The sequence below is a fragment of the Alteromonas australica genome (assembly GCF_000730385.1).
Taxonomy (GTDB): domain Bacteria; phylum Pseudomonadota; class Gammaproteobacteria; order Enterobacterales; family Alteromonadaceae; genus Alteromonas; species Alteromonas australica.
Genome location: NZ_CP008849.1, coordinates 3545401 through 3565745, shown reverse-complemented (window position 1 = coordinate 3565745; position 20345 = coordinate 3545401). Strand labels below are relative to the sequence as shown.

At 44.9% G+C, this 20345-nt stretch carries 13 protein-coding genes and 2 rRNA genes; 4 read left to right on the top strand and 11 right to left on the bottom strand.

All coding sequences use genetic code 11. The features are described 5' to 3' along the window. Positions 1–226: 226 nt before the first annotated feature. The 3 genes from EP13_RS15530 to EP13_RS15520 all read left to right on the top strand — a co-directional run bounded on the left by EP13_RS15530 (position 227) and on the right by EP13_RS15520 (position 4050). Positions 227–3103, top strand: a 23S ribosomal RNA gene (locus EP13_RS15530). A gap of 130 nt (positions 3104–3233) precedes the next feature. After that, a 5S ribosomal RNA gene (rrf, locus tag EP13_RS15525) occupies positions 3234–3349 on the top strand. A gap of 179 nt (positions 3350–3528) precedes the next feature. Beyond that, the gene (locus EP13_RS15520; protein WP_044058076.1) at positions 3529–4050 is read left to right on the top strand and encodes a hypothetical protein; all 522 of its coding nucleotides are present in this window, start codon (positions 3529–3531) and stop codon (positions 4048–4050) included. 117 nt (positions 4051–4167) lie between these two features. Here the strand turns inward: EP13_RS15520 and EP13_RS15515 are convergent, their stop codons facing one another. The 9 genes from EP13_RS15515 to EP13_RS15475 all read right to left on the bottom strand — a co-directional run bounded on the left by EP13_RS15515 (position 4168) and on the right by EP13_RS15475 (position 15857). Beyond that, positions 4168–4986, bottom strand: coding sequence for a leishmanolysin-related zinc metalloendopeptidase (locus tag EP13_RS15515; protein ID WP_044058075.1), 819 nt, complete (start codon positions 4984–4986; stop codon positions 4168–4170). 205 nt (positions 4987–5191) lie between these two features. Then, a complete protein-coding gene (locus EP13_RS15510; protein ID WP_044058074.1) occupies positions 5192–5755 on the bottom strand; it encodes an EF-hand domain-containing protein in 564 nt (187 codons plus the stop codon). Between the two features lie 237 nt (positions 5756–5992). After that, positions 5993–8368 (bottom strand): DNA polymerase II, encoded by a 2376-nt coding sequence (locus tag EP13_RS15505; protein ID WP_044058073.1) that lies wholly within the window; start codon positions 8366–8368, stop codon positions 5993–5995. Positions 8369–8602: 234 nt separating this feature from the next. After that, on the bottom strand, positions 8603–9880 hold the full coding sequence (locus tag EP13_RS15500; protein ID WP_044058072.1) for a sensor histidine kinase: 1278 nt from the start codon (positions 9878–9880) through the stop codon (positions 8603–8605). Continuing rightward, positions 9880–10464, bottom strand: a complete 585-nt coding sequence (locus EP13_RS15495; RefSeq protein ID WP_044058071.1) for a chemotaxis protein CheX — start codon at positions 10462–10464, stop codon at positions 9880–9882. The genes EP13_RS15500 and EP13_RS15495 overlap by 1 nt, the downstream gene beginning before the upstream one ends. Next, the gene (locus EP13_RS15490) at positions 10461–10826 is read right to left on the bottom strand and encodes a response regulator (protein WP_044058070.1); all 366 of its coding nucleotides are present in this window, start codon (positions 10824–10826) and stop codon (positions 10461–10463) included. Before EP13_RS15490 ends, EP13_RS15495 begins: the two co-directional genes overlap by 4 nt. Positions 10827–11060: 234 nt before the next feature. Beyond that, positions 11061–12227 carry a pyridoxal phosphate-dependent aminotransferase gene (locus tag EP13_RS15485; RefSeq protein ID WP_044058069.1) on the bottom strand — a complete coding sequence of 389 codons (1167 nt, stop codon included), beginning with the start codon at positions 12225–12227 and terminating at the stop codon, positions 11061–11063. A gap of 33 nt (positions 12228–12260) precedes the next feature. Then, positions 12261–13082 carry a sulfite exporter TauE/SafE family protein gene (locus EP13_RS15480; RefSeq protein ID WP_044058068.1) on the bottom strand — a complete coding sequence of 274 codons (822 nt, stop codon included), beginning with the start codon at positions 13080–13082 and terminating at the stop codon, positions 12261–12263. Between the two features lie 111 nt (positions 13083–13193). Then, entirely contained in the window at positions 13194–15857 is a 2664-nt protein-coding gene (locus EP13_RS15475) for a TonB-dependent receptor plug domain-containing protein (protein ID WP_044058067.1), read from the bottom strand. A 449-nt stretch (positions 15858–16306) separates the two neighbouring features. Here EP13_RS15475 and EP13_RS15470 point away from each other — a divergent pair, with 449 nt between their 5' ends. Next, entirely contained in the window at positions 16307–17311 is a 1005-nt protein-coding gene (locus tag EP13_RS15470) for a LysR family transcriptional regulator (protein ID WP_044058066.1), read from the top strand. Here EP13_RS15470 and EP13_RS15465 read toward each other — a convergent pair. Both EP13_RS15465 and EP13_RS15460 read right to left on the bottom strand, forming a co-directional pair. Next, the gene (locus EP13_RS15465) at positions 17266–17988 is read right to left on the bottom strand and encodes an endonuclease/exonuclease/phosphatase family protein (protein WP_044058065.1); all 723 of its coding nucleotides are present in this window, start codon (positions 17986–17988) and stop codon (positions 17266–17268) included. The genes EP13_RS15470 and EP13_RS15465 overlap by 46 nt on opposite strands. Continuing rightward, positions 17976–20162, bottom strand: a complete 2187-nt coding sequence (locus EP13_RS15460; RefSeq protein WP_044058064.1) for a VTT domain-containing protein — start codon at positions 20160–20162, stop codon at positions 17976–17978. The genes EP13_RS15465 and EP13_RS15460 overlap by 13 nt, the downstream gene beginning before the upstream one ends. Positions 20163–20345 lie beyond the last annotated feature (183 nt).

Genomic DNA, 20345 nt, shown 5'->3' with positions numbered 1-20345 from the left:
TTAAAAACAAGGTTGACATCGAAAATAAGCGATGTAAAATGCGCACCTCACTCGAGCAGGGTGAGTCACTAAGAAGCAACGGCTTCTAGTGGAAAGTAGCGAAGCTACTTAGTTCTTTAACAATTTAGACAAGACAATCTGTGTGGGCACTCGTTAAGAGTGTCACAACGACGATTCATATTTCGATATATTTAATTGAAGAGTTTGATCGCCGGCTAGGGTGAAGGATTAAGTGACGAAGCGTATACGGTGGATGCCTTGGCAGTTAGAGGCGATGAAGGACGTGTAAGTCTGCGAAAAGCTGTGGTGAGCCGACAAAATGCATTTGAGCCACAGATGTCCGAATGGGGAAACCCACCTGTTTACCTAGGTATCGTGTACGTGAATACATAGCGTAACGAGGCGAACGAGGGGAACTGAAACATCTAAGTACCCTTAGGAAAAGAAATCAAACGAGATTCCCCTAGTAGCGGCGAGCGAACGGGGAAAGCCCTTAAGCTTCATTGATTTTAGCGGAACGCTCTGGAAAGTGCGGCCATAGTGGGTGATAGCCCCGTACGCGAAAGGATCTTTGAAGTGAAATCGAGTAGGACGGAGCACGAGAAACTTTGTCTGAACATGGGGGGACCATCCTCCAAGGCTAAATACTACTGACTGACCGATAGTGAACCAGTACCGTGAGGGAAAGGCGAAAAGAACCCCTGTGAGGGGAGTGAAATAGAACCTGAAACCGTATACGTACAAGCAGTGGGAGCCCTTCGGGGTGACTGCGTACCTTTTGTATAATGGGTCAGCGACTTATATTCAGTGGCAAGCTTAACCGTATAGGGTAGGCGTAGCGAAAGCGAGTCTTAATAGGGCGCTAGTCGCTGGGTATAGACCCGAAACCGGGGATCTACCATGAGCAGGTTGAAGGTTAGGTAACACTGACTGGAGGACCGAACCCACTCCCGTTGAAAAGGTAGGGGATGACTTGTGGATCGGAGTGAAAGGCTAATCAAGCTCGGAGATAGCTGGTTCTCCTCGAAAGCTATTTAGGTAGCGCCTCAGACGAATTCCATTGGGGGTAGAGCACTGTTAAGGCTAGGGGGTCATCCCGACTTACCAACCCTTTGCAAACTCCGAATACCAATGAGAACTATCCGGGAGACACACGGCGGGTGCTAACGTCCGTCGTGGAGAGGGAAACAACCCAGACCGCCAGCTAAGGTCCCAAAATATTGCTAAGTGGGAAACGATGTGGGAAGGCACAGACAGCTAGGAGGTTGGCTGTATCACTGCCACCCTTTAAAGAAAGCGTAATAGCTCACTAGTCGAGTCGGCCTGCGCGGAAGATGTAACGGGGCTAAGCAATATACCGAAGCTGCGGCAGCAAGTTTACTTGCTGGGTAGGGGAGCGTTGTGTAAGTGGATGAAGGTGAGTTGTAAAGCTTGCTGGACATATCACAAGTGCGAATGCTGACATGAGTAACGATAATGGAGTGAAAAACTCCCACGCCGGAAGACCAAGGTTTCCTGTCCCATGCTAATCAGGGCAGGGTAAGTCGGCCCCTAAGCTTCCGATCTAATGCGTAGTCGATGGGAAACGGATTAATATTTCCGTACTTATATAATCAGTGATGGAGGGACGGAGAAGGCTAGGCAAGCTTGGCGTTGGTTGTCCAAGTGAAAGTGCGTAGACCGAGAACTTAGGTAAATCCGGGTTCTTAAAGTCGAGACACGAGACGAGCCACCTTTAAGGTGGTGAAGTTGTTGATGCCCTGCTTCCAGGAAAAGCTTCTAAACTTATGATTATATGAACCGTACCCCAAACCGACACAGGTGGTCAGGTAGAGAATACTAAGGCGCTTGAGAGAACTCGGGTGAAGGAACTCGGCAAAATTGTACCGTAACTTCGGGAGAAGGTACGCCTCTGTGTGTGAAGACTTCGCGTCGTAAGCACATGGAGGCCGCAGTGACCAGGTGGCTGGGACTGTTTATTAAAAACACAGCACTCTGCAAACTCGTAAGAGGACGTATAGGGTGTGACACCTGCCCGGTGCCGGAAGGTTAATTGATGGGGTTAGTCCTCGGACGAAGCTCTTGATCGAAGCCCCGGTAAACGGCGGCCGTAACTATAACGGTCCTAAGGTAGCGAAATTCCTTGTCGGGTAAGTTCCGACCTGCACGAATGGTGTAACCATGGCCACGCTGTCTCCACCCGAGACTCAGTGAAATTGAAATCGCAGTGAAGATGCTGTGTACCCGCACCTAGACGGAAAGACCCCGTGAACCTTTACTGTAGCTTTACACTGGACTTTGAGCCTGCTTGTGTAGGATAGGTGGGAGGCTTTGAAGCGTGGACGCCAGTTCGCGTGGAGCCATCCTTGAAATACCACCCTGGCATGCTTGAGGTTCTAACTCTGGTCCGTGATCCGGATCGAGGACAGTGTATGGTGGGCAGTTTGACTGGGGCGGTCTCCTCCTAAAGAGTAACGGAGGAGTACGAAGGTGCGCTCAGACCGGTCGGAAATCGGTCGCAGAGTATAAAGGCAAAAGCGCGCTTGACTGCGAGACAGACACGTCGAGCAGGTACGAAAGTAGGTCTTAGTGATCCGGTGGTTCTGTATGGAAGGGCCATCGCTCAACGGATAAAAGGTACTCCGGGGATAACAGGCTGATACCGCCCAAGAGTTCATATCGACGGCGGTGTTTGGCACCTCGATGTCGGCTCATCACATCCTGGGGCTGAAGTCGGTCCCAAGGGTATGGCTGTTCGCCATTTAAAGTGGTACGCGAGCTGGGTTTAGAACGTCGTGAGACAGTTCGGTCCCTATCTGGTGTGGGCGTTGGATGATTGATGGGAGCTGCTCCTAGTACGAGAGGACCGGAGTGGACGAACCGCTGGTGTTCGGGTTGTCATGCCAATGGCATTGCCCGGTAGCTACGTTCGGAACGGATAACCGCTGAAAGCATCTAAGCGGGAAGCCGGCCCAAAGATGAGTCATCCCTGACCTTTAAGGTCTGGAAGGGTTGTTATAGACGATGACGTTGATAGGCAGGGTGTGGAAGCGTTGTAAGGCGTTAAGCTAACCTGTACTAATTGCCCGAGAGGCTTAACCATACAACGCCTAAAAGGCTTCGTGAGAAGTTGGCGTTGTAAGCAAAGACAAGCTAAAAGCAAGACAGAGTAAAAAGTAGTTACTCACTGATTGAATTAATATTATCTTTCCCGAATTGTTAAACAGTTTTTTCTTGGCAGCCATAGCGATACGGTACCACCTGATCCCATTCCGAACTCAGAAGTGAAACGTATTAGCGCCGATGGTAGTGTGGGGTTTCCCCATGTGAGAGTAGGACACTGCCAAGTCCCTATTAGAAAAACCCGCCTTACGGCGGGTTTTTTGCTTTCTGGCGTTTATAAAAAGAAAAAATAATGGGGTCAGAGTACTTTTACGGTATTCGAAATTTACTCTGACCCCATTATCTTAGACAGTTCAGGGATAAAACGGTATGGTATAAAAAATACTCAACAATCAGGAGGTGGGTATGTCATCTTTGCCATTCAATAATAACCCAGCGTACTTTCGTGGGAACTTTCAACTGGAACCCATTACGGCTGTATTTAAACAGCATTTAGAGCTTATATGCTTTTTGCTAATTGCATTTATTTTCTTGGGTAACGCGCTAATAGAAAATAATGAGAAGCAAAGAGTTTTGGCAGATCCACGGAAAAATGACTTCTTCTATGTAGATTATAGGGCTATTGACCCTTCTTCTGATGTTCGTTTTCGCTATGTTCCAATGAAGGTGCTCAACATTACTGATGACATTTTTACATTTAAAGTAGGGAACATCGCTCATACCACACCAGTCTCGCCAAATCAGCACGCGAAATTCGATAAGGCGCTATTACTACGTAACTATTATCGTGTAGACAATCTAGTCCTTAATAAAAGTCAGGTAGATGAGTTGGTTTCAACAGGCGCCATTTACGATGCTAGACGACCTCGCAATATTTATATCAACGGCTGGATGGTACTTCATATCAAAGAATTGGCTACTGAGTAGCTAGATCGTTTCCAATAAAACTGCATTCTTTATATATCACTGAAGCCCGCGCTGGAGCACCCTATGGGGCGGTGTAGGGATAAGTAGAGTATCCAATGCCCTTAGAAGAATTAAAGGTTAGTCACGGGGCCTTTTGATGTGTGCTCTGGTCAGGGAAATTCCCATGAAAAAGGCCAGAAATACAAAGCCCGTTGGGGCTGAGACAATACCTAAAATACGGCCATCCGAAAGCTGAACAACATAGCCGATGTCGGCAAATGAGGCTAAGCTGATGTCGCTGACATAAGGATTGGGGTCTAAATAGCCAGTGAGTAATTCACTAGGATCATTGATAAAGCCTTCGTCCCAGTGCGAATTTGCGGTACCAGAGCCGCCGTCTAACTCTATAGGCACAAAGGTGGCACTTGAGTCATATATCTCTTGATACAAAGCTAAGGCGTACTCACCCGTATATTCACCGGAACCATTTTCATAAACATCTTGAAAGCCAGATATGCGAAAACGGTCTGAGTTCCACAAGGTACCAAAACCAATGACGTGCGCCATCTCATGCAGAATTATGTTGTAAATGGAGGTTTGATTCATCCCCCTAATATCAGTAATGTCGAACCGCATGGAGCCCAATGTAGCGTAAAGAAATAGACCATTATCAATTAGGTACGAGGCGCTACGATTAGAGGCTGAGCCAAGCACATTGCCAATACCGTCAATGGTGGGCGTGGAGGCATCAATGACTAAATTGATATCAATGTCTTCTTGTGTGCCAAGCAGTGAAGACTCCCAGAAGTCTACGGCTGATAAAAAAAGGCTCTCAGTGGTAGCGTCTATGGTTGCACTAGCGTTGATGGTAATAGAAAACGAACCGGCGTAAATATTGCCCTGTACGCTAACACAAGCGAGTAATAGAGAAACGACCATCCACGGGTTTTTAGGCATGCTAACAACTTTATTTTACAACAAGCAAAATACACAGTAGTACATATCTTAGTCATTTACAAAGGTTTTACATTAATACGTGTTTAACCTATAAATTAGACTCAACCCACAGTCCTATCTATCGGCTTGGTTTTAAGCGTTAATAAAAGCAATAAAAAAGGCCTCAGTGAAGAGGCCTTAGGTACTTGGTTTGTTGCAGGTAATATTATTGATCAATCGAATCAAAATATTTGCGGTACTCCATACGCGTAATGAGGTTATTTTCGTCCATGTCCATTTTGTCGAAATTACCCTTAACGTCGGATTTCGTTAATTCATTGAGGGTAAGTTCACCATCATTGTTTTTATCCACTTTATCGAACTTCACATCCGCAGTAGCATGCATTTCGGTACGTAACTCGCGATTCTTCTCACTGATCACTTCACCGTCAGTTCGGCTGACTACTTTTTTGCTTACTGATTTCGTCAGCATCGCATCTGTGGTTCCTTTCGTTTTTACCGAAGCCACAATGTCATCGCTAAACTTTCGAGGGTGCTCATCTACAAACCCGTCAAATTCTCCACGGGTAATAGTGTGATCGCCATCGCTATCGACTTTAGATAGCATGTCCTTTAATTGACTATCTTTCAGTTCTTCTTTATCTAGTACGCCGTTGCCATCAGAATCTAATGCGCTAAATTGCGTAGAAATTTTATGGTCATGATCTCCCGCCATTGCCGGTAGAGACATAGCACTCGCGATCAGTACAGATAATGTAAGCTTTTTCATAATAAACTCCTTCTTTATTGAATGATTTCGCTAAATCAATGAGCGAAACTTTTCGTCACCATGACTGATACATGCTTTATGCCAAGATATAAAAATTTTAATAAACAGTATGTTACGATTTTAGTTGAAAAAGTTTTTGTTCAAGGAGGGTTAGATTTTTGTTAAATCGATACGAAGCAATGAAATATCTTCATACCATGGGGCAGGGATCGTCACGCACAGGTATGTTACGTGAGGTTATGAAAATAGCGGTAATTGGTCGGCAGTGATGTTATCGAAGCTAAGGTTGATTAAAGGTAAAATGCTGTCTGCGATAGGCCTAATCTGCTTATCGATATAGTGTTGGTAATCGTATTGCGCACTCACATGCTCCAAGGTTTGTGGCCCTGCGAGGGTAATAACATAGGATACACTGGTATTGTTTTGATACCGTAGGGGCAATCCTTGTTGCTTATTAAGATTGTCGGCATGTTTTGCCGCTTTAACATGAGGCGGCATAGCTTTCACGTACTCACTTAATGGCTTTCGAAGGCGTTTCGAGTAAACTAAATGTTCATCCATTTTCCCTTCACGAACTTGCTGTATCAGCGTTTTTATATAGCCAATAACCGGTTCATCGTTAAAAACGCGGCTATATAACTCATACTGAAATTGCTTAGCAAGCTCTGTCCAATCAGAACGGACGTTTTCAAGGCCCTTAAATACAATTTCCTTCGATGAGCTGTTTACTTTGATCCCTGCATAGCGTTTTTTACTGCCCAGTACGGAACCGCGAATAGTGGGCATAAAAAATTTTGAAAAATGCGTTTCAAACTCAATTTCCAGAAAGCACGTGATGTTCATTTCTTTCTTCAGCTTCTCACGCCACCGCTGGTTTATTTCCTTGGCTAGTGCTTCGCCGGTTTGCTGAGGAGTACCTAAATCAGTATTACCCTCTATGTGTACAAAGGTTGAGTCAGTATCGCCGTATATCACCACATAGCCTAGCTCTTCTATCCACTTCGCCGTGGTTTGCATTATCTCATGGCCTCTTAGCGTGATAGAACTCGCTAGTCGTGGATCGTAGAAGGGACAACCCCCACTGCCTAATACGCCATAAAACGAGTTCATTAATATTTTGATGGCTTGGGAGCGAGGCGCGTCCTTTGCTTTTTTAGCTTCGTCTCTTTGCTTCCACAAATTATCAATAATAGCAGGGAGAAAGTGTGACTCTTTGCTGAACATGGCGCCTTTAAAACCGGGAATAGCGGTTTCTGGATGCTTTAACCCTTCAGCTAACCCTAAGGGATCGATTTTAAAGGTTCTGATAATAGAGGGGTATAGGCTCTTGTAGTCTAGCACCAGCACATCATCATAAAGACCAGGCTGAGACGTCATAACATAGCCGCCAGGACTCGCGAGCCCTCCGTTTTCTGGCCGAACGCCGCTAACGTAGCCCTTACGATGGAGTTTGGGTAGGTAGACGTTTAGGAATGCAGCAACAGAGCCACCTGGCCTCCCAATATCTAAACCAGTTAACGTTCCCCTAAGAATTAAAAAATCAATGTATTTTGTTTGAGAGGCAATGTTGTTGACCAACACGCAGTCTTCGTGATTGTATTTGGCTAACGCGATAGGATCTTCTTTGTATAGCCTTTTTATTTCAGCTAGCTTATCTTCGGATTGTATAAGCTTTTGTTTGCCAAGAAGTTGCCGTGATACATTATCCAAAGAAAAAGAATCGAAGTGATAAGTCATTGTTTTTAAAGCTTCAATCCCATCTATAACGGCTCTGCCCGGTAAATCAACCCATGTCTGCCCTTCCCACTGGCGAATAGATAAGGCGCTATTATTACGTCCAATGGTGAACGTTAGCTTAGCTTTTTGCGCACGTCGAAACAGAACTGCCATATCAAACTGCTTGATATTCCAGCCCATAATAATGTCGGGGTCGATAGCATTAATTGTCCCCATGGTTTTCGTCAGCAAGGCTGATTCTGAATGAACCTCCTCTATCTGAAAGGGCAAGTTGTCAGTGATGTAGCGTGCTGGATGCGCAGGATCTCTCACAACAATGACTTGGTTACACTGTGAAGATGCGATAGCAATACTGTATAAGTTTTCATGCTCATCACATTCAATATCTAAACTGATTGAGGTGAGTGACGGCGTGTAATGACCCGCACGCACTTTGGCCTGTTTAATTGTGTTTGGTATACCCTTATGGCTATGTTCTATGTTGCTAGGACAGAAAAATTCAAGTGCGCCATAAATAAACCTTTCCATTAAAAAACGATCGGCAAGTCGAATATCTGCTTCAAACAAGGTTATTCCGTGATCCTTAGCTAATCCCCTAAGTTGATGCATGGTGGACTCATTGGCAGTTTTCACGGTAATGACGGGGGTTTGTTCTAAGGTTCGAAAGTCATCATCGCTATAGCGAATATCTAGGTTATTTTGGCTAGCCAATGTGGTCAGCTTGGCTTTTTCAGAAGCAGCAATAAAACAACTTGGATACTGAGGGTCGCTATGTAAGCAAACTGCGCCTTCTTCGGTGGCCACCCACAGTTCAACGTAGCTTTGATTGCCAATGCTTATAGTAGAGCGACTTAGTATGTAACCTTGTTTTATCACGATGCCATCAATAGCGGTAGTTGGTTAACTGGCGTGAATTATATTCATTTATGCCTAAGATTGAAGATGGAGAATAGCGCCTCTGAATAAAGATAAGCGCCCGCGAAAGGGTAAAACTGTCCTCAGCGCCTTAAACTTCCTGCAAAGCACAATATTATACCTTAGGCAGAATATTCCCTATAGAAAGTTGCATTTCAAGCAAAGGAATAGCGTCGAGAGGTTTTATGTTAACGGCTAAGTCTCATCAATAAGGTCAGGCTGAGATTTAGGCAAGCAAATGTCAATGACAGTCCCTTTGTCTTGTTTACTGCTTACCGTGATTTTTCCTTTATGTTTTTCAATGGCAGTGTACGCGACTGACAGCCCTAACCCTTGGCCTTGGCCTTCAGGCTTAGTGGTAAAGAAGGGCTCAAAAATACGTTTGTGTAATTGGGGAGGAATGCCTTTTCCACTATCAAGCACTTTTACTGTTACGGTATCTTCCTGCTCTAAGAGGGTTATTTTAACGAAACCCTTTTCTTCGATGGCTTGCGCCGCGTTTAGCACAATATTCATTAATGCCTGTTTTATCATACTGGGATCCCCAATAATCTGGAGACGTTCTGCATCACACTGCAATTTGTATTGAGGTTTACCGTATTGCGTTGATATGAGTTTAATGAGCTGTTCTAGCAGCCCTTTTAATTCGATGACCTGCATCCCTTCTTTGTTGTCTAAAGAAAATTGTTTAAGGTTCTCTACAATATCTCTTACTCGCGTTAAGCCGTCTTGAGATTCAACGAGTAATTCATGAATGTCGTCTTTAAGCAAGGCATAGCGATTACTGTTATACAGTGCTTTGATTTGCTCTTTTAGTTCGCCTTCCATGTCGAAAAGGTGAGTTTCAACGCCGTCACATATAGCCACAAGGTGAGACGCATATTGGCTAAGCGTATCCAAATTGGCATTAACGAAGCCAATAGGGTTATTAATTTCATGGGCAATGCCTGCGGCCAGTTGCCCTGTAGACGCCATTTTTTCAGCCTGGATAAGATGGCTTTGTGCTGAGTCGAGTTTTTTAATTAATTTTCGTTGTGCCTCGTGCTCTTGCTTTAACGCATGAGAGAGTTTTTGTTGGGCTCGAAAGTAACTGGCTTGTGCAGTGACGTCTTGTAGAAAGATACACGCATAGGTATTGCCAGACTCCTTGTCTTTGATAGGCAGAATTTCCATATTCTGGTACATCTGTGTTTCTTCCCCCGTTATAGGGCGGCTACTTTTAAAAGGAAAAATATGGGGGCGCTGCTCCCAATAACTGAAGCTAGGATGGCGCAGCACAAATACCGATTTGAGTCGGCGTTTTAAAAACTTCCCCTGTTCAGTAAAAATGTCGGTAACGGGCGTTTTTTTATAGGTGTTTCGCCATTCGTGGGGCAACCTATCGAGAAAAAAATCGTTAAGGTAAATCACCTGGAATTGCGCATCGACCACGGCGATCCCGACAGGTAATTTACCCACGAGTTGTTCAAACATTAGGCAAGCAGTTCGTCGAGAGTCGCTTTCATTCGAGTGAGTGACTCATCGTCTAAGCAAAAGACAACGCGCATGGAGAAAGAGGAAATGGCAATAGCGAACTGTACCTCCATAACAAGGCTGTGCTGCCATTGTAGCTCATCGAAATTTGCCTTTTGCGGAGAGAATAGGGTTGGCATATTCAAGTTTGTGGACAGCTCTAATTGCTCGGAAAGGCCCGCTAGACATGCCCCGGCTAAGATATTTGAGAGCTCCAGAATAATTTCCTGGATATCCTCTTTGCTCAATGGTGCATCATACTCCATTAAACTAGCCACCTCATTTAACCCCGATTGCGATAGTACTGACATTACTTCGCCATGAACGTCGCCTAAAAACGATTGCCGAGTGTAAAAAGCATTTTGCGTTTCAAAAAGTAAAGTGTAAAGCTGTGTTGGCGTGACCGATGTGATTTTGGGGATAGAAATGTCTATTTTCGTTTCAATTAATTGCGCCAGTGAATTCGCCGCTTGACCCATAGAGATATTCAGTAGCTCTTGCAAGGCATCACGCTGTTCTTCGTCAAGTGGTAATACAATGCTCATAAGTACCCCAATTCAAACATAGTCATGGCAAGCTCTTCTTTATCGAGGGGTTTGCGGATAAAACGCTTTGCGCCGAGTGACAGAACTATACGTTGTTTTTCGGGTTGAAAATCTGCACTAATAACAATGACATTAGTTTTAATTTCCTGCGCTGAAAGGTACTCCAAAACGCCGACGCCATCGACTTCAGGCATGGTTAAATCGAGCAGGATGAGGTCAAAGGTTTGTTGCGCTAGTAACGCGATCGCCTCTTTACCATTCGTCGCTTCTGATATGTCGTACTCTAATTCTGGAGGAAGCGAGCGTATAACACTGCGCCTAGACAACTTTGAGTCATCTGCTACTAATACAGGTATCGCCATATAAAGCCTCCTCAATGGGCGTTACGGATAGCACTTTTAATAGAGTATGTGCAATAAATCCATTCACGCAAGCTAAGTGCTTTCAAACTCGCTAAAAGACTCACCTACGGTTAGATTGTATTTCAATGACTAGAGTATATGACAAAGGTGACTTTTATACGTATTAGACTTTTTGGGAAAGAGGGTGAAATAAAAGAAGTAGCGCCAGAGTGGAAGTATGGCGCTACCTATGTGTTAACTGTTTTGTTTTTTGTACATAGCCTCTAAGCTAGAAGGAATGGCATCGATATAACGCTTAACATCTGGAATTTTACCCATGCTTACCCGTGACCAATTGGTATACGAGCGATAGGTGCCGCGAATCAATACCGCTTTTTCCGCCATCGCAGCTTGGAAAAGATCAGCGTCGCCTTTACCTAAATCGACAAAAATGAAGTTGGTGCTTGAGGGAAGTGCAGAGAGGCCATTGGCTTTAAGCGCATCCATCACTAAGCCTTTTGCTTCAACAATTTTTTCCTTTGAAAAGGTAATAAAAGCATCGTCGTTGTAACTGGCGATGGCCGCCGCTAGGCCTGTTTGGTTTAACGTGTAGCCAGCCATGCCATAGTTATTGATCCACGCCGTATTCTCTTCAGAGGCAATCAAGTATCCCACACGAAGCCCGGCTAACCCGTATATTTTAGAAAACGTACGAGCAACAATGACGTTATGGCCAGCCTTAACCAGAGGGATCATAGAATGCTTAGGGGGATCGTCAATAATTTCGTTATAAGCTTCATCCACTAACACTAGGGTTTTCTTAGAGGCTTTTATACAAAACGCTCTAAGCTTGTCAGGATCTAAAATTTTTCCTGTTGGGTTATTAGGGTTACAAATATGAACCATGGATATGGAGTCATCAATGGCGGCGTACATCGCATCAAGGTCAATGCTCAAGTCGGCTGTATTGGGAATGCGAACAATCTCTGGGGCTCCCTGTTTTTCAGGCGCTTTTGATGTGGTATCCCAGAACAGATCTGGCCCTAAAATTCGTCCCTTTTTGCTTGCGGCTATTGCAGCGTAAGACAATATGGGACTCGATCCTGCGCTCATGGAAATGTTCTTTCGGGTAATTCCATGACGCTCGGCAATCATGTCCAGCAAGGTCATCGCTGCGGGGTAGGCATAGTAAGCTCCACCTTGTGCGGCGGCTTCTGAAATGGCCTTTAAGGCAGCAGGACTCGGGCCAAAGGGGTTTTCATTAGCATTTAGCTTTGCCACTCCAGCTTTGGGGCCAAAGTTTACCTTTGGCATGGTAGACGCCGCACTCACGCCACTGGATGTAATAATACCGCTTGCGCCTACAGCAGTAGCAGCAGCGGTACCACCTAAAAATAAACGTCTCGAACGACTATAAGACATGTCGATTCTTCCTTATTGTTTGTGTTTAAAACACTACATTGCTTTATAAAACATGGCGCTAGATACAATGACCAAATAAATGCCAAACAGGCGTTTTAGTTTCTTTTCACTAAAATTATGAGCCATTTTTGCACCAATTGGGGCGGTAAAAATTGAACCGATACTGATTGCTATAAGCGCAGGAATGTTAATGTAACCAATAGTGCCCACAGGTAGGGTGGCTGTTTCTGAGTGGCTCATGAATAAAAAGCCAATCGCACCTGGTAAACCTATTAGAAAGCCAACGCCGGCCGCAGTTGCGACGGCCTGTTGAATAGTGCGCTGGCACATCACCATAGTGATCACAGTGGGTGTTCCTCCACCAATACCCAATAGGGCAGAAAAACCACCGAGCACAAATGCCAAAATTGCTTTTCCTATACCTTTGGGCATAGAGAACACTAAACCTGGTCTAACAACAAGCTCTGGAAATAGAAAGTAAACCGAGTAAAGAAGTACGCCTGCAGCAAACACGACGGTTAAGCCATTTGCACTGGTATTGTTGGCAATAATGACGCCGCCAATTACACCTAACACAAGCCATACACTCCAAGAGCGGAGAATGTCAAAATCTACTGCGCCTTTCGCGCGGTGTGCCATAACAGATCGTGCGCTTGACACTACAATTGAAGCGAGGGAAGTCCCTATAGCGACTTTAACTAACTCTTCTGAAGGAGGGGTGAAAAACGGAAATACCGCTAACAATGCTGGAACGACGACGAACCCTCCACCGTTACCAAACAGACCTGCCGTGATACCAGCAATAGCCCCTGTTAAGCAAAGGGTAACCACGAACCACAATAGTTCTATTTCCATTAAAAGTTTGCTCCAATGAATACTGCTAAAAACATAAATAAACCTTTAAGTTTTACTAATTTTAGGGCTGATAAACAAACACCGGCTTTCACCGGTGTTTGTTTTGAACGCTTAGAAGCGTGCGGCTAAACGGGTGTAGTAATAGCCACCTTGCCAGTCAACAACAGAAGCGGAGTCGTAGATTTGTCCACAACATGCATCTCCATTAGAAGATGGATCTGGATAGTTATCAAACAGGTTTCTCACTCCCACTGATAAAGTGAGGTTCTCATTAATCATATAAGAGCCTTCTATATCAAACATAAATTCTGAACCGTAAGTTTGAATAGTGTCTTCATTAATGACGTCACCATCATCACTACCTACATTTTCATATTCACCGTAGTAGCTTAACCTTGCTACCGCAGACCATACATCGTAACTGTGGGTAACAGAGAAAACGCCGCGCATTTCAGGTGTGCCATTCTTAAAGTCAAAAATGTCCTCTGGATCTAAATACTCACTAGGATCTGAGTCAAAGTCGGTATCATTGTAGTTAACCGACCCAGTAATCATAGTTGTACCATAGGTGCTGTCCATTTTATAAGTCGCAACTACATCCAAACCTTCGGTAACTGTGTCAAACGCGTTTTGGAAGAAGAACACGCCACCAATAGACTCAGCACCAGATACACCCGCTGAAGATAATGCAAGGTAGTTTTGATAGGCATCATAGCCATCAGCATCAGGGTCAGTAACCACAGTGGTGGAAACATCACGGGTTGATACAGAGTAGAGTCTATCTTCCAACTTAATGTTGTAGTAATCCACCGTTAAGGTTAAGTCGCCATAGTTGGCAGTTAAACCAAGGGTAAAGTTGGTGGATTTCTCAGGTAACAGTTCTTCAGCACCAAGCGCTTGCGCCACTTCACCACCAGCTGGGAAGAGCCCCGTGGCTACAGGTTGCCCATTAGGCAAACGAGTGGACACGTTTGTGGTCCCTTGCTGACCTGGTGTTGGAGCTCTAAAGCCAGTTCCATATGAAGAACGAATACCTACATCATCGTTAATTTGATAGAAGGCGGCTACTTTATAAACCAGCTCTGAACCAAAATCTGAGTAATCTTCATAACGCAATGCTGCCTGTGCGAATAATGAATCAGTAATATCACCAGAAATGTCGGTATACACAGCGTAAGAATCACGCTCATACGAGCCAGAGTAATCAGGAGAGTAACCAGGGAAGCCGTTAGATCCTACACCAACAATGGTGTAAACCGCATCAACACCCTCAAATCCGTCATCTTCAATACCATCTTCATCGGAATCGTTGCTTGTGTAGTTTGCACAATTGAGTGTTGAACCGTTGGCGATGACCGCCGCACCCGCTTCCGTGGTGGTATAATCGTCATTACAGAAGCCCCAAGGATCAGCTTGGGCATAATCACCTGCGAAATATGACGCTTCTTCACCTTCGGAAATTTCATAAGATTCATCTAAATAACTTAGACCAAACGCAAACACATACTCATCTAAATCATAGGTAAAGTCTGCTTGAAATTGGGTTTCTTCGTTCGTTAGGTCGCCAGGCTTAAAGGAAGTCGGTGATTCGTTACCCATTGACGGGTTAATGGTATTTGACAGCGTGTAAGAAATATCGTTGTAACCGTAGCGGCCACTGATGTCGTAACCCAATGCGCCAGACATGCCTTTAATACCACCTACTAAGGAATAGTCAGTCACATCACCGAAGAAGCGCGGCGTAAAACCGCCTGGGTATATTTCTAATGGGCTCCAAATTGAGCCGTCTTCTAAACGCAGGTCTTCGATGGTACCGTTGCCTGGATAACGGTAGTAGAATGAACCATCACCTTCACTTTCTGAGTAGTTACCAAACGCATAAAGCTCAGCATCGTCTGTCAACGCGTAGCCTGCGTTAACAAAAATACGCGTACCACTGGTATTCGGTTGTCCCCATGGTTGAACCACATCTGAGCCATGCACTGAATTGGCCATTGCAGTGGCGTCTGCAATGTATTGATCTGATTGCTCATCAACGCAGAACCAAGATTCACAGTATTGCTCGCCACGATAGGTTGCTTCGCTGTCTGAGTATTCAGCAGAAATACTTAAAAAACCGTCTTCGCCAAGGGCAAAACCTTTATTACCTGTAATGGTAATTTGGTCGCCGTCACCTTCGAAATAGCTACCGTAATCAGCGGTGAAAGAACCGCCTTCTGTGTTCTCTTTTAACTGAAAGTTGATAACACCGGCAATGGCATCTGAACCATACTGTGCAGCTGCGCCGTCACGTAACACTTCAACATTCGCAATAGCGGCTGTAGGGATAGTCGCAATATCAGGGCCTTGCGTACCCGAACCACCAATGGAAACCAAAGCAGCTCTGTGTCTGCGCTTCGAGTTTACTAGCACCAAGGTTTTATCCGTGGGCATGCCTCGAAGTGTGGCTGGACGAATAAACGTACCACCGTCTGAAATGGGCTGACGACTTACAGCGTAAGAGGGCACGAGTGTCATCAAAACGTTGTTCATATCTGTAAACGCTACAGCTTCAATGTCTTCCGCGCTAAGCACATCTACAGGTACTGGTGAACTGGTGACTGAACGAGGAGCACCACGTGCACCCACCACCGCGATTTTTTCCAGATTTTCAGGTTCCGCTGCTTCCGTCTCAGCTTCTTGCGCAAGAGCGAGAGGAGCAGTAAGTGCTAGCGCCGCTAGCGACATACCGGAAAGTGCAGTTGTAATAGCGTGCTGAATTTTTGTTTTTCTCATGTGTATTCCCAGAATATGCAGTGTTTAATTTGTTGTCTGCTGCAGAAATAACGTTTGCTTCTGCTCACATATGGCACGCACAGGCACCGCCTCGATGCATTAAGCACACTATTATTGTTGTTAGCGATCGCCTGTGTTCGATATACAAGCTAAAAACTCTTAGCCTTTGGCGGAAGAAAAAAGAATATATAGGGGTATAAGGAAAATATTGAAGGTGTTTGTAATTATTTGTATTTAAAGAGAAATTATATTCATTTTTAATCGTTAAAATTTAAATCAATTAAGCTAATTAATTATTAACTAACATGTGTAAAGTTAAAATGCCTCGTTTGCTGGTACAGAAGTTGCTGTAACTTGCTGAAACAAAGTAGTTATTTTTGATAGCTGCGAAAGCGTTAAAAAACGAACTGTGTGTTAATTTATTGTAACTTGTTGATGGGGCGACACTTTTGAATTTTAAACAGCTTCACTATTTTCTCACTACGGTAAAAAAAGGAAGTATAGCTGCAGCAGCAAGGGAATTGGACATTGCACAACCGGCGATTAGCCAACAACTCGCCAGTTTAGAGCGAGAGATGGGAGGGCAACTTCTTACTCGCAGTTTTTCAGGAGTGGTATTAACCCCCGCGGGGCAAGTCTTTTTGAACCACGCTATAAAGTTGGTTGATGATTTTAATCTAGCGAAAAATGAGCTCAATGGCATCTTTAATCGCATTGATTGTGTGGTAAAAGTTGCCATGTTGCCTTCAATTGGGAACGTACTTTCCATGCCTTTAATCGCAGAAGTGAAAGCCCGACACCCCAAACTTACTTTGGATATTAGTACTGGCCCTTCTTATTCCGTCAAGAGTTGGCTGGAGGAAGGCAATGTAGATATTGCGCTTACTTACGAGCAGGAAGTTAACCCGCAATTTATGACGGTAGAGCCTCTCATTCGCGAAGAACTTCATCTCGTTGTTTCGAACGCGGCCACCAACAATGAATATCAGCATTTGCTTTCAAGAGACACTATCTCGTTTTGGGAAATTAGTCAGTTCCCGCTTTTATCACCCAGTACAAAAGACGCCTTAGGTAGGCTCATTGCGCACTATGAGCGCCTCACTGGAGTCAGTTTACAGCACGATCGCGCCTATTCAGGTCAGTTGATGACGGGATTGCGACAAGTTATGCAAGGTGAGGGGGTGATGATCTTGCCTACGTCGGCGGTGTTTCATTTGCAGGAATCAGGGTTAGTTAAGTTATTAAAAATTGTGGATCCGGAAATGCCAAGGTTGGTGCTCGCTGCTACCAATAAAACCGCGCCACTTAACGATGCTACCGCAAGAATGCTGTCTATCATTAAGCAGGTGGTGGCGAGTGAGCAAAAGCAACATCACTGGTGTGGTCTGCTTGCTTTCGCTCAGCAGGCTCAATCTCGGGGTGCCAGTTTATCGGGCAGCCTTATATCCAACTGAACGGGCAGGTGGTCGGAGAATACGCGGGTTCTTTTGCTCCTTAACTTGCGACAGTTAATCACCGTAATATCGTCGCTGGTCCATACCCTATCAAGAGAAAATAAAGGGAACTGGCTAGGGAAGGTTGCGCCTACTTTTTGCTGGTTTAGTAAGTTATCTAAGCCTCTAAAGGCGCGGGTGAAGAATTGCCATTCGTTAAAGTCGCCCGCCAGCACAAGGGGCACAGGGTCGGATTTTAAGCGATTGGCCAAGTGCTCATGAAGCATGGCAAATTGAGACCGGCGCTCTAGTTTTTTTAACCCTTTGTGGGTGTTCACTACCCTGATAGGCCCTTTTTCTGTTTGCAGTTCTACTATTTGCACGTTTCTAGGTTGCCGCCCTTCCTGACTGACATCGAAGGTCTCTTGTTTACGCACATTGAAGCGAGTGAGTATGGCGTTACCATACCACCCGCTGGCTTCTTGAATCGCAGGTGACGGCACCAGTTTAAAAGCATTGCCAGCGCATATGTCGTGAATGTCGCGCTCTATGGCCCGTTCCGAAGGGCGTGTGTCCATCTCTTGAAGTAGCACTACGTCAGCGCCTGACTCCGCGAGGAATTGACCAATTCGACGGTAGTCTTGCACCTTGTCTCGCCCAATTCCGCTATGAATATTATAACTAATTATGCGGCACATTCTTTCTCATCCGTGGCGGTTTTCTGTTTTCGCTCTTGGTAATAGCGAGCAAATTTCTGCGAGCCCCAGATCATTAACCCCCATAAAACGATACCCGCGACAAGATAGCCGATAGAGGTCGCAGACGGGTTTCTAAAAATTTGCGTAATAGAGTCGCCCACTAAGCCTTTGGCTATCATGGGGGGGAACATACCTAAGAAGGTTCCAATAAGAAATTGAACAATACCGATAGAAGAAATGCCCGCCACTAAGTTCACTAAGCTAAATGGCGCAATAGGTAGCATTCGAATGGCTGCAACACCCACGATACCGCTCTTTTTCAATTTCTCGTCGACTGCTTCCACTTTTGGGCCGCCTATTTTTCGTAGGCCAGCGTTTCCTGAAAGTTTGCCAATACCGAACAATATGGCCGAACTCAATAGCGCGCCCATAATACCGTAGATAGGGCCCCATATAGGCCCGAAGATGGCCGCCACTGCAAGAGATAATACCGTCACAGGGAAAAACAAAATGCCGCCCACAACGTACACCAACAGTACCGTCGGTAGAGCAAAATAGGTGCCTCTACTTTTTTCTAAAAAGTCATTAATGCTCTCTGAACTTAACCACGAAATAGACTGACTAGCCCAAAACATTAGGCCGCCTAAAATGGCAATAACGGCAATACCTAGCATGATCATAATACTGCGACGGCGAGGGTTACGAGCCGGCAACGCCGCCCCATCTAGAGTAGGCAAGGAAATAAGCGGTTCTTCTGGGTCAGACAGTGAACGGAATACGTTCTTCACTGAATGATTGGTAAACACTTCGTCACGCACTTCAGTAAGCACATAACCGTGGGCAATCTGACCTTGCATTAACGCGTCTACTGGATAGTCAGTGTCAAATAATGCTGGCATATCTTCCAGCTTTCGCCCGGTATGTTCTGCAAGTAAATCGTTTCGTACGTGTAAAATTTGCTGTCGGTTATGCTCACTATTGCCATGCAAAACAACGTCAATTTCTGTATCTAACGTCATAGAGCGATTACTTAGATTACTCGAGCCTATAACAAGATATTTATCATCAACCGTCATGACTTTCGAATGTATTCGTTTGTAGGCTTTTCGGCCCTGCATGTCTTCAATAGAAGAGTAGGTGAGGCGAATACGTTTGGGGTCAATACCCTTCTCTAAAATAGCCTTAAACTCGATTCGACTGGCCCAAAAAGCCTCACATTCAAATTTACCTTTGGGTTCATAGGAGCTTACAAGTATGACATGCAAATTAGGGCACGCCTTGAGCCGTTTGTTAAGCGCTTCAGCGATTTCCTGACGTGTAGTAAATTGGTTTTCTATGTATATAAACGACTCCGCCTGATTAATTAAATCAAGCAGCATCGTGCGAACTTCTTGTGCGGGCTCAACTTCATCCATAAACGGGATAGTACGCGCCAATGCACAGCTTACATTTTCAAATTCTGGAGGAAAATCATCCGGCCAGGTGCGAGGTTTAGCCGCGGTTAAACCTGTGTCAGCTTCCTCTCTTAATGCGATAGGCTCGCTGTCAGCAACACGCTCCCAGCGCCATCTCACCAATGTTGCGAAATCTTTTACCACAGGGCCACTGGATACCATTTGTACATCATGCAGTGGTGGATATTCGCCATCAGGGCCTTGACGCTCTTCCGACTGCACGGGGTGGTCTCGGGTATCCCAACGATTGGTTGAAATGTCCATACCGCCAGAGAATACAAGTTCGTCATCCACCACAATTATTTTTTGGTGCTGACTACCGCCCATAGGAATGGTGTCATCCAGTTGGGTTTCTACATTATCGGGTGTCTTTTCTTCCCATACTTCTTTGGCCCACATTTCACGTTGCGCAAAAAATGCTAAGGAAGAATCCCAGCGCAATAAATATATTTTAATATCGGGATTTTGTTCTGCTTTCCAGGCCAGTAAATCACTGACTACGCTTGGTGCTTCTGCGTTTTCTTCATCTTTACCTCTTAGCAACCTTATGCGGCTATCAATATCCCAGCCGACAATAAAAATGCTGTGTTGGGCTTTGGAAATCGCATTATGAAGCGCCTTGTAATAATTCGCGCAATCAATAAGCGGCGTCACATAGCGTGCTTCGCTACTGACCCAACAGTTTTCACCAGGGGTGAATATATTATTTTTAGCCACAATCTTTCTCCCGACATCGAATCCATGTCATTTTGTATAACAGGGAGAAGTGCAGGAATCATTCCTACTAGAGTGACGCTTTAAACTGCTCTATCTTATTGATATATATCTGAATAGATGAATGGGCTTTGATATGTAGTTAGCCCGTCTGTGTAACTTTTTCACGGAGTTCGGAAGTTAACGCCA

What these genes read in the sequence shown, in the direction of transcription:
- EP13_RS15495 (WP_044058071.1), bottom strand. Translation starts at nt 10,464, where the DNA reads ATGAGCATTGTATTACCACTTGACGAAGAACAGCGTGATGCCTTGCAA.
- EP13_RS15465 (WP_044058065.1), bottom strand. Translation starts at nt 17,988, where the DNA reads ATGTGCCGCATAATTAGTTATAATATTCATAGCGGAATTGGGCGAGAC.
- EP13_RS15485 (WP_044058069.1), bottom strand. Translation starts at nt 12,227, where the DNA reads ATGTCTTATAGTCGTTCGAGACGTTTATTTTTAGGTGGTACCGCTGCT.
- EP13_RS15475 (WP_044058067.1), bottom strand. Translation starts at nt 15,857, where the DNA reads ATGAGAAAAACAAAAATTCAGCACGCTATTACAACTGCACTTTCCGGT.
- EP13_RS15480 (WP_044058068.1), bottom strand. Translation starts at nt 13,082, where the DNA reads ATGGAAATAGAACTATTGTGGTTCGTGGTTACCCTTTGCTTAACAGGG.
- EP13_RS15500 (WP_044058072.1), bottom strand. Translation starts at nt 9,880, where the DNA reads ATGTTTGAACAACTCGTGGGTAAATTACCTGTCGGGATCGCCGTGGTC.
- EP13_RS15520 (WP_044058076.1), top strand. Translation starts at nt 3,529, where the DNA reads ATGTCATCTTTGCCATTCAATAATAACCCAGCGTACTTTCGTGGGAAC.
- EP13_RS15515 (WP_044058075.1), bottom strand. Translation starts at nt 4,986, where the DNA reads ATGCCTAAAAACCCGTGGATGGTCGTTTCTCTATTACTCGCTTGTGTT.
- EP13_RS15510 (WP_044058074.1), bottom strand. Translation starts at nt 5,755, where the DNA reads ATGAAAAAGCTTACATTATCTGTACTGATCGCGAGTGCTATGTCTCTA.
- EP13_RS15490 (WP_044058070.1), bottom strand. Translation starts at nt 10,826, where the DNA reads ATGGCGATACCTGTATTAGTAGCAGATGACTCAAAGTTGTCTAGGCGC.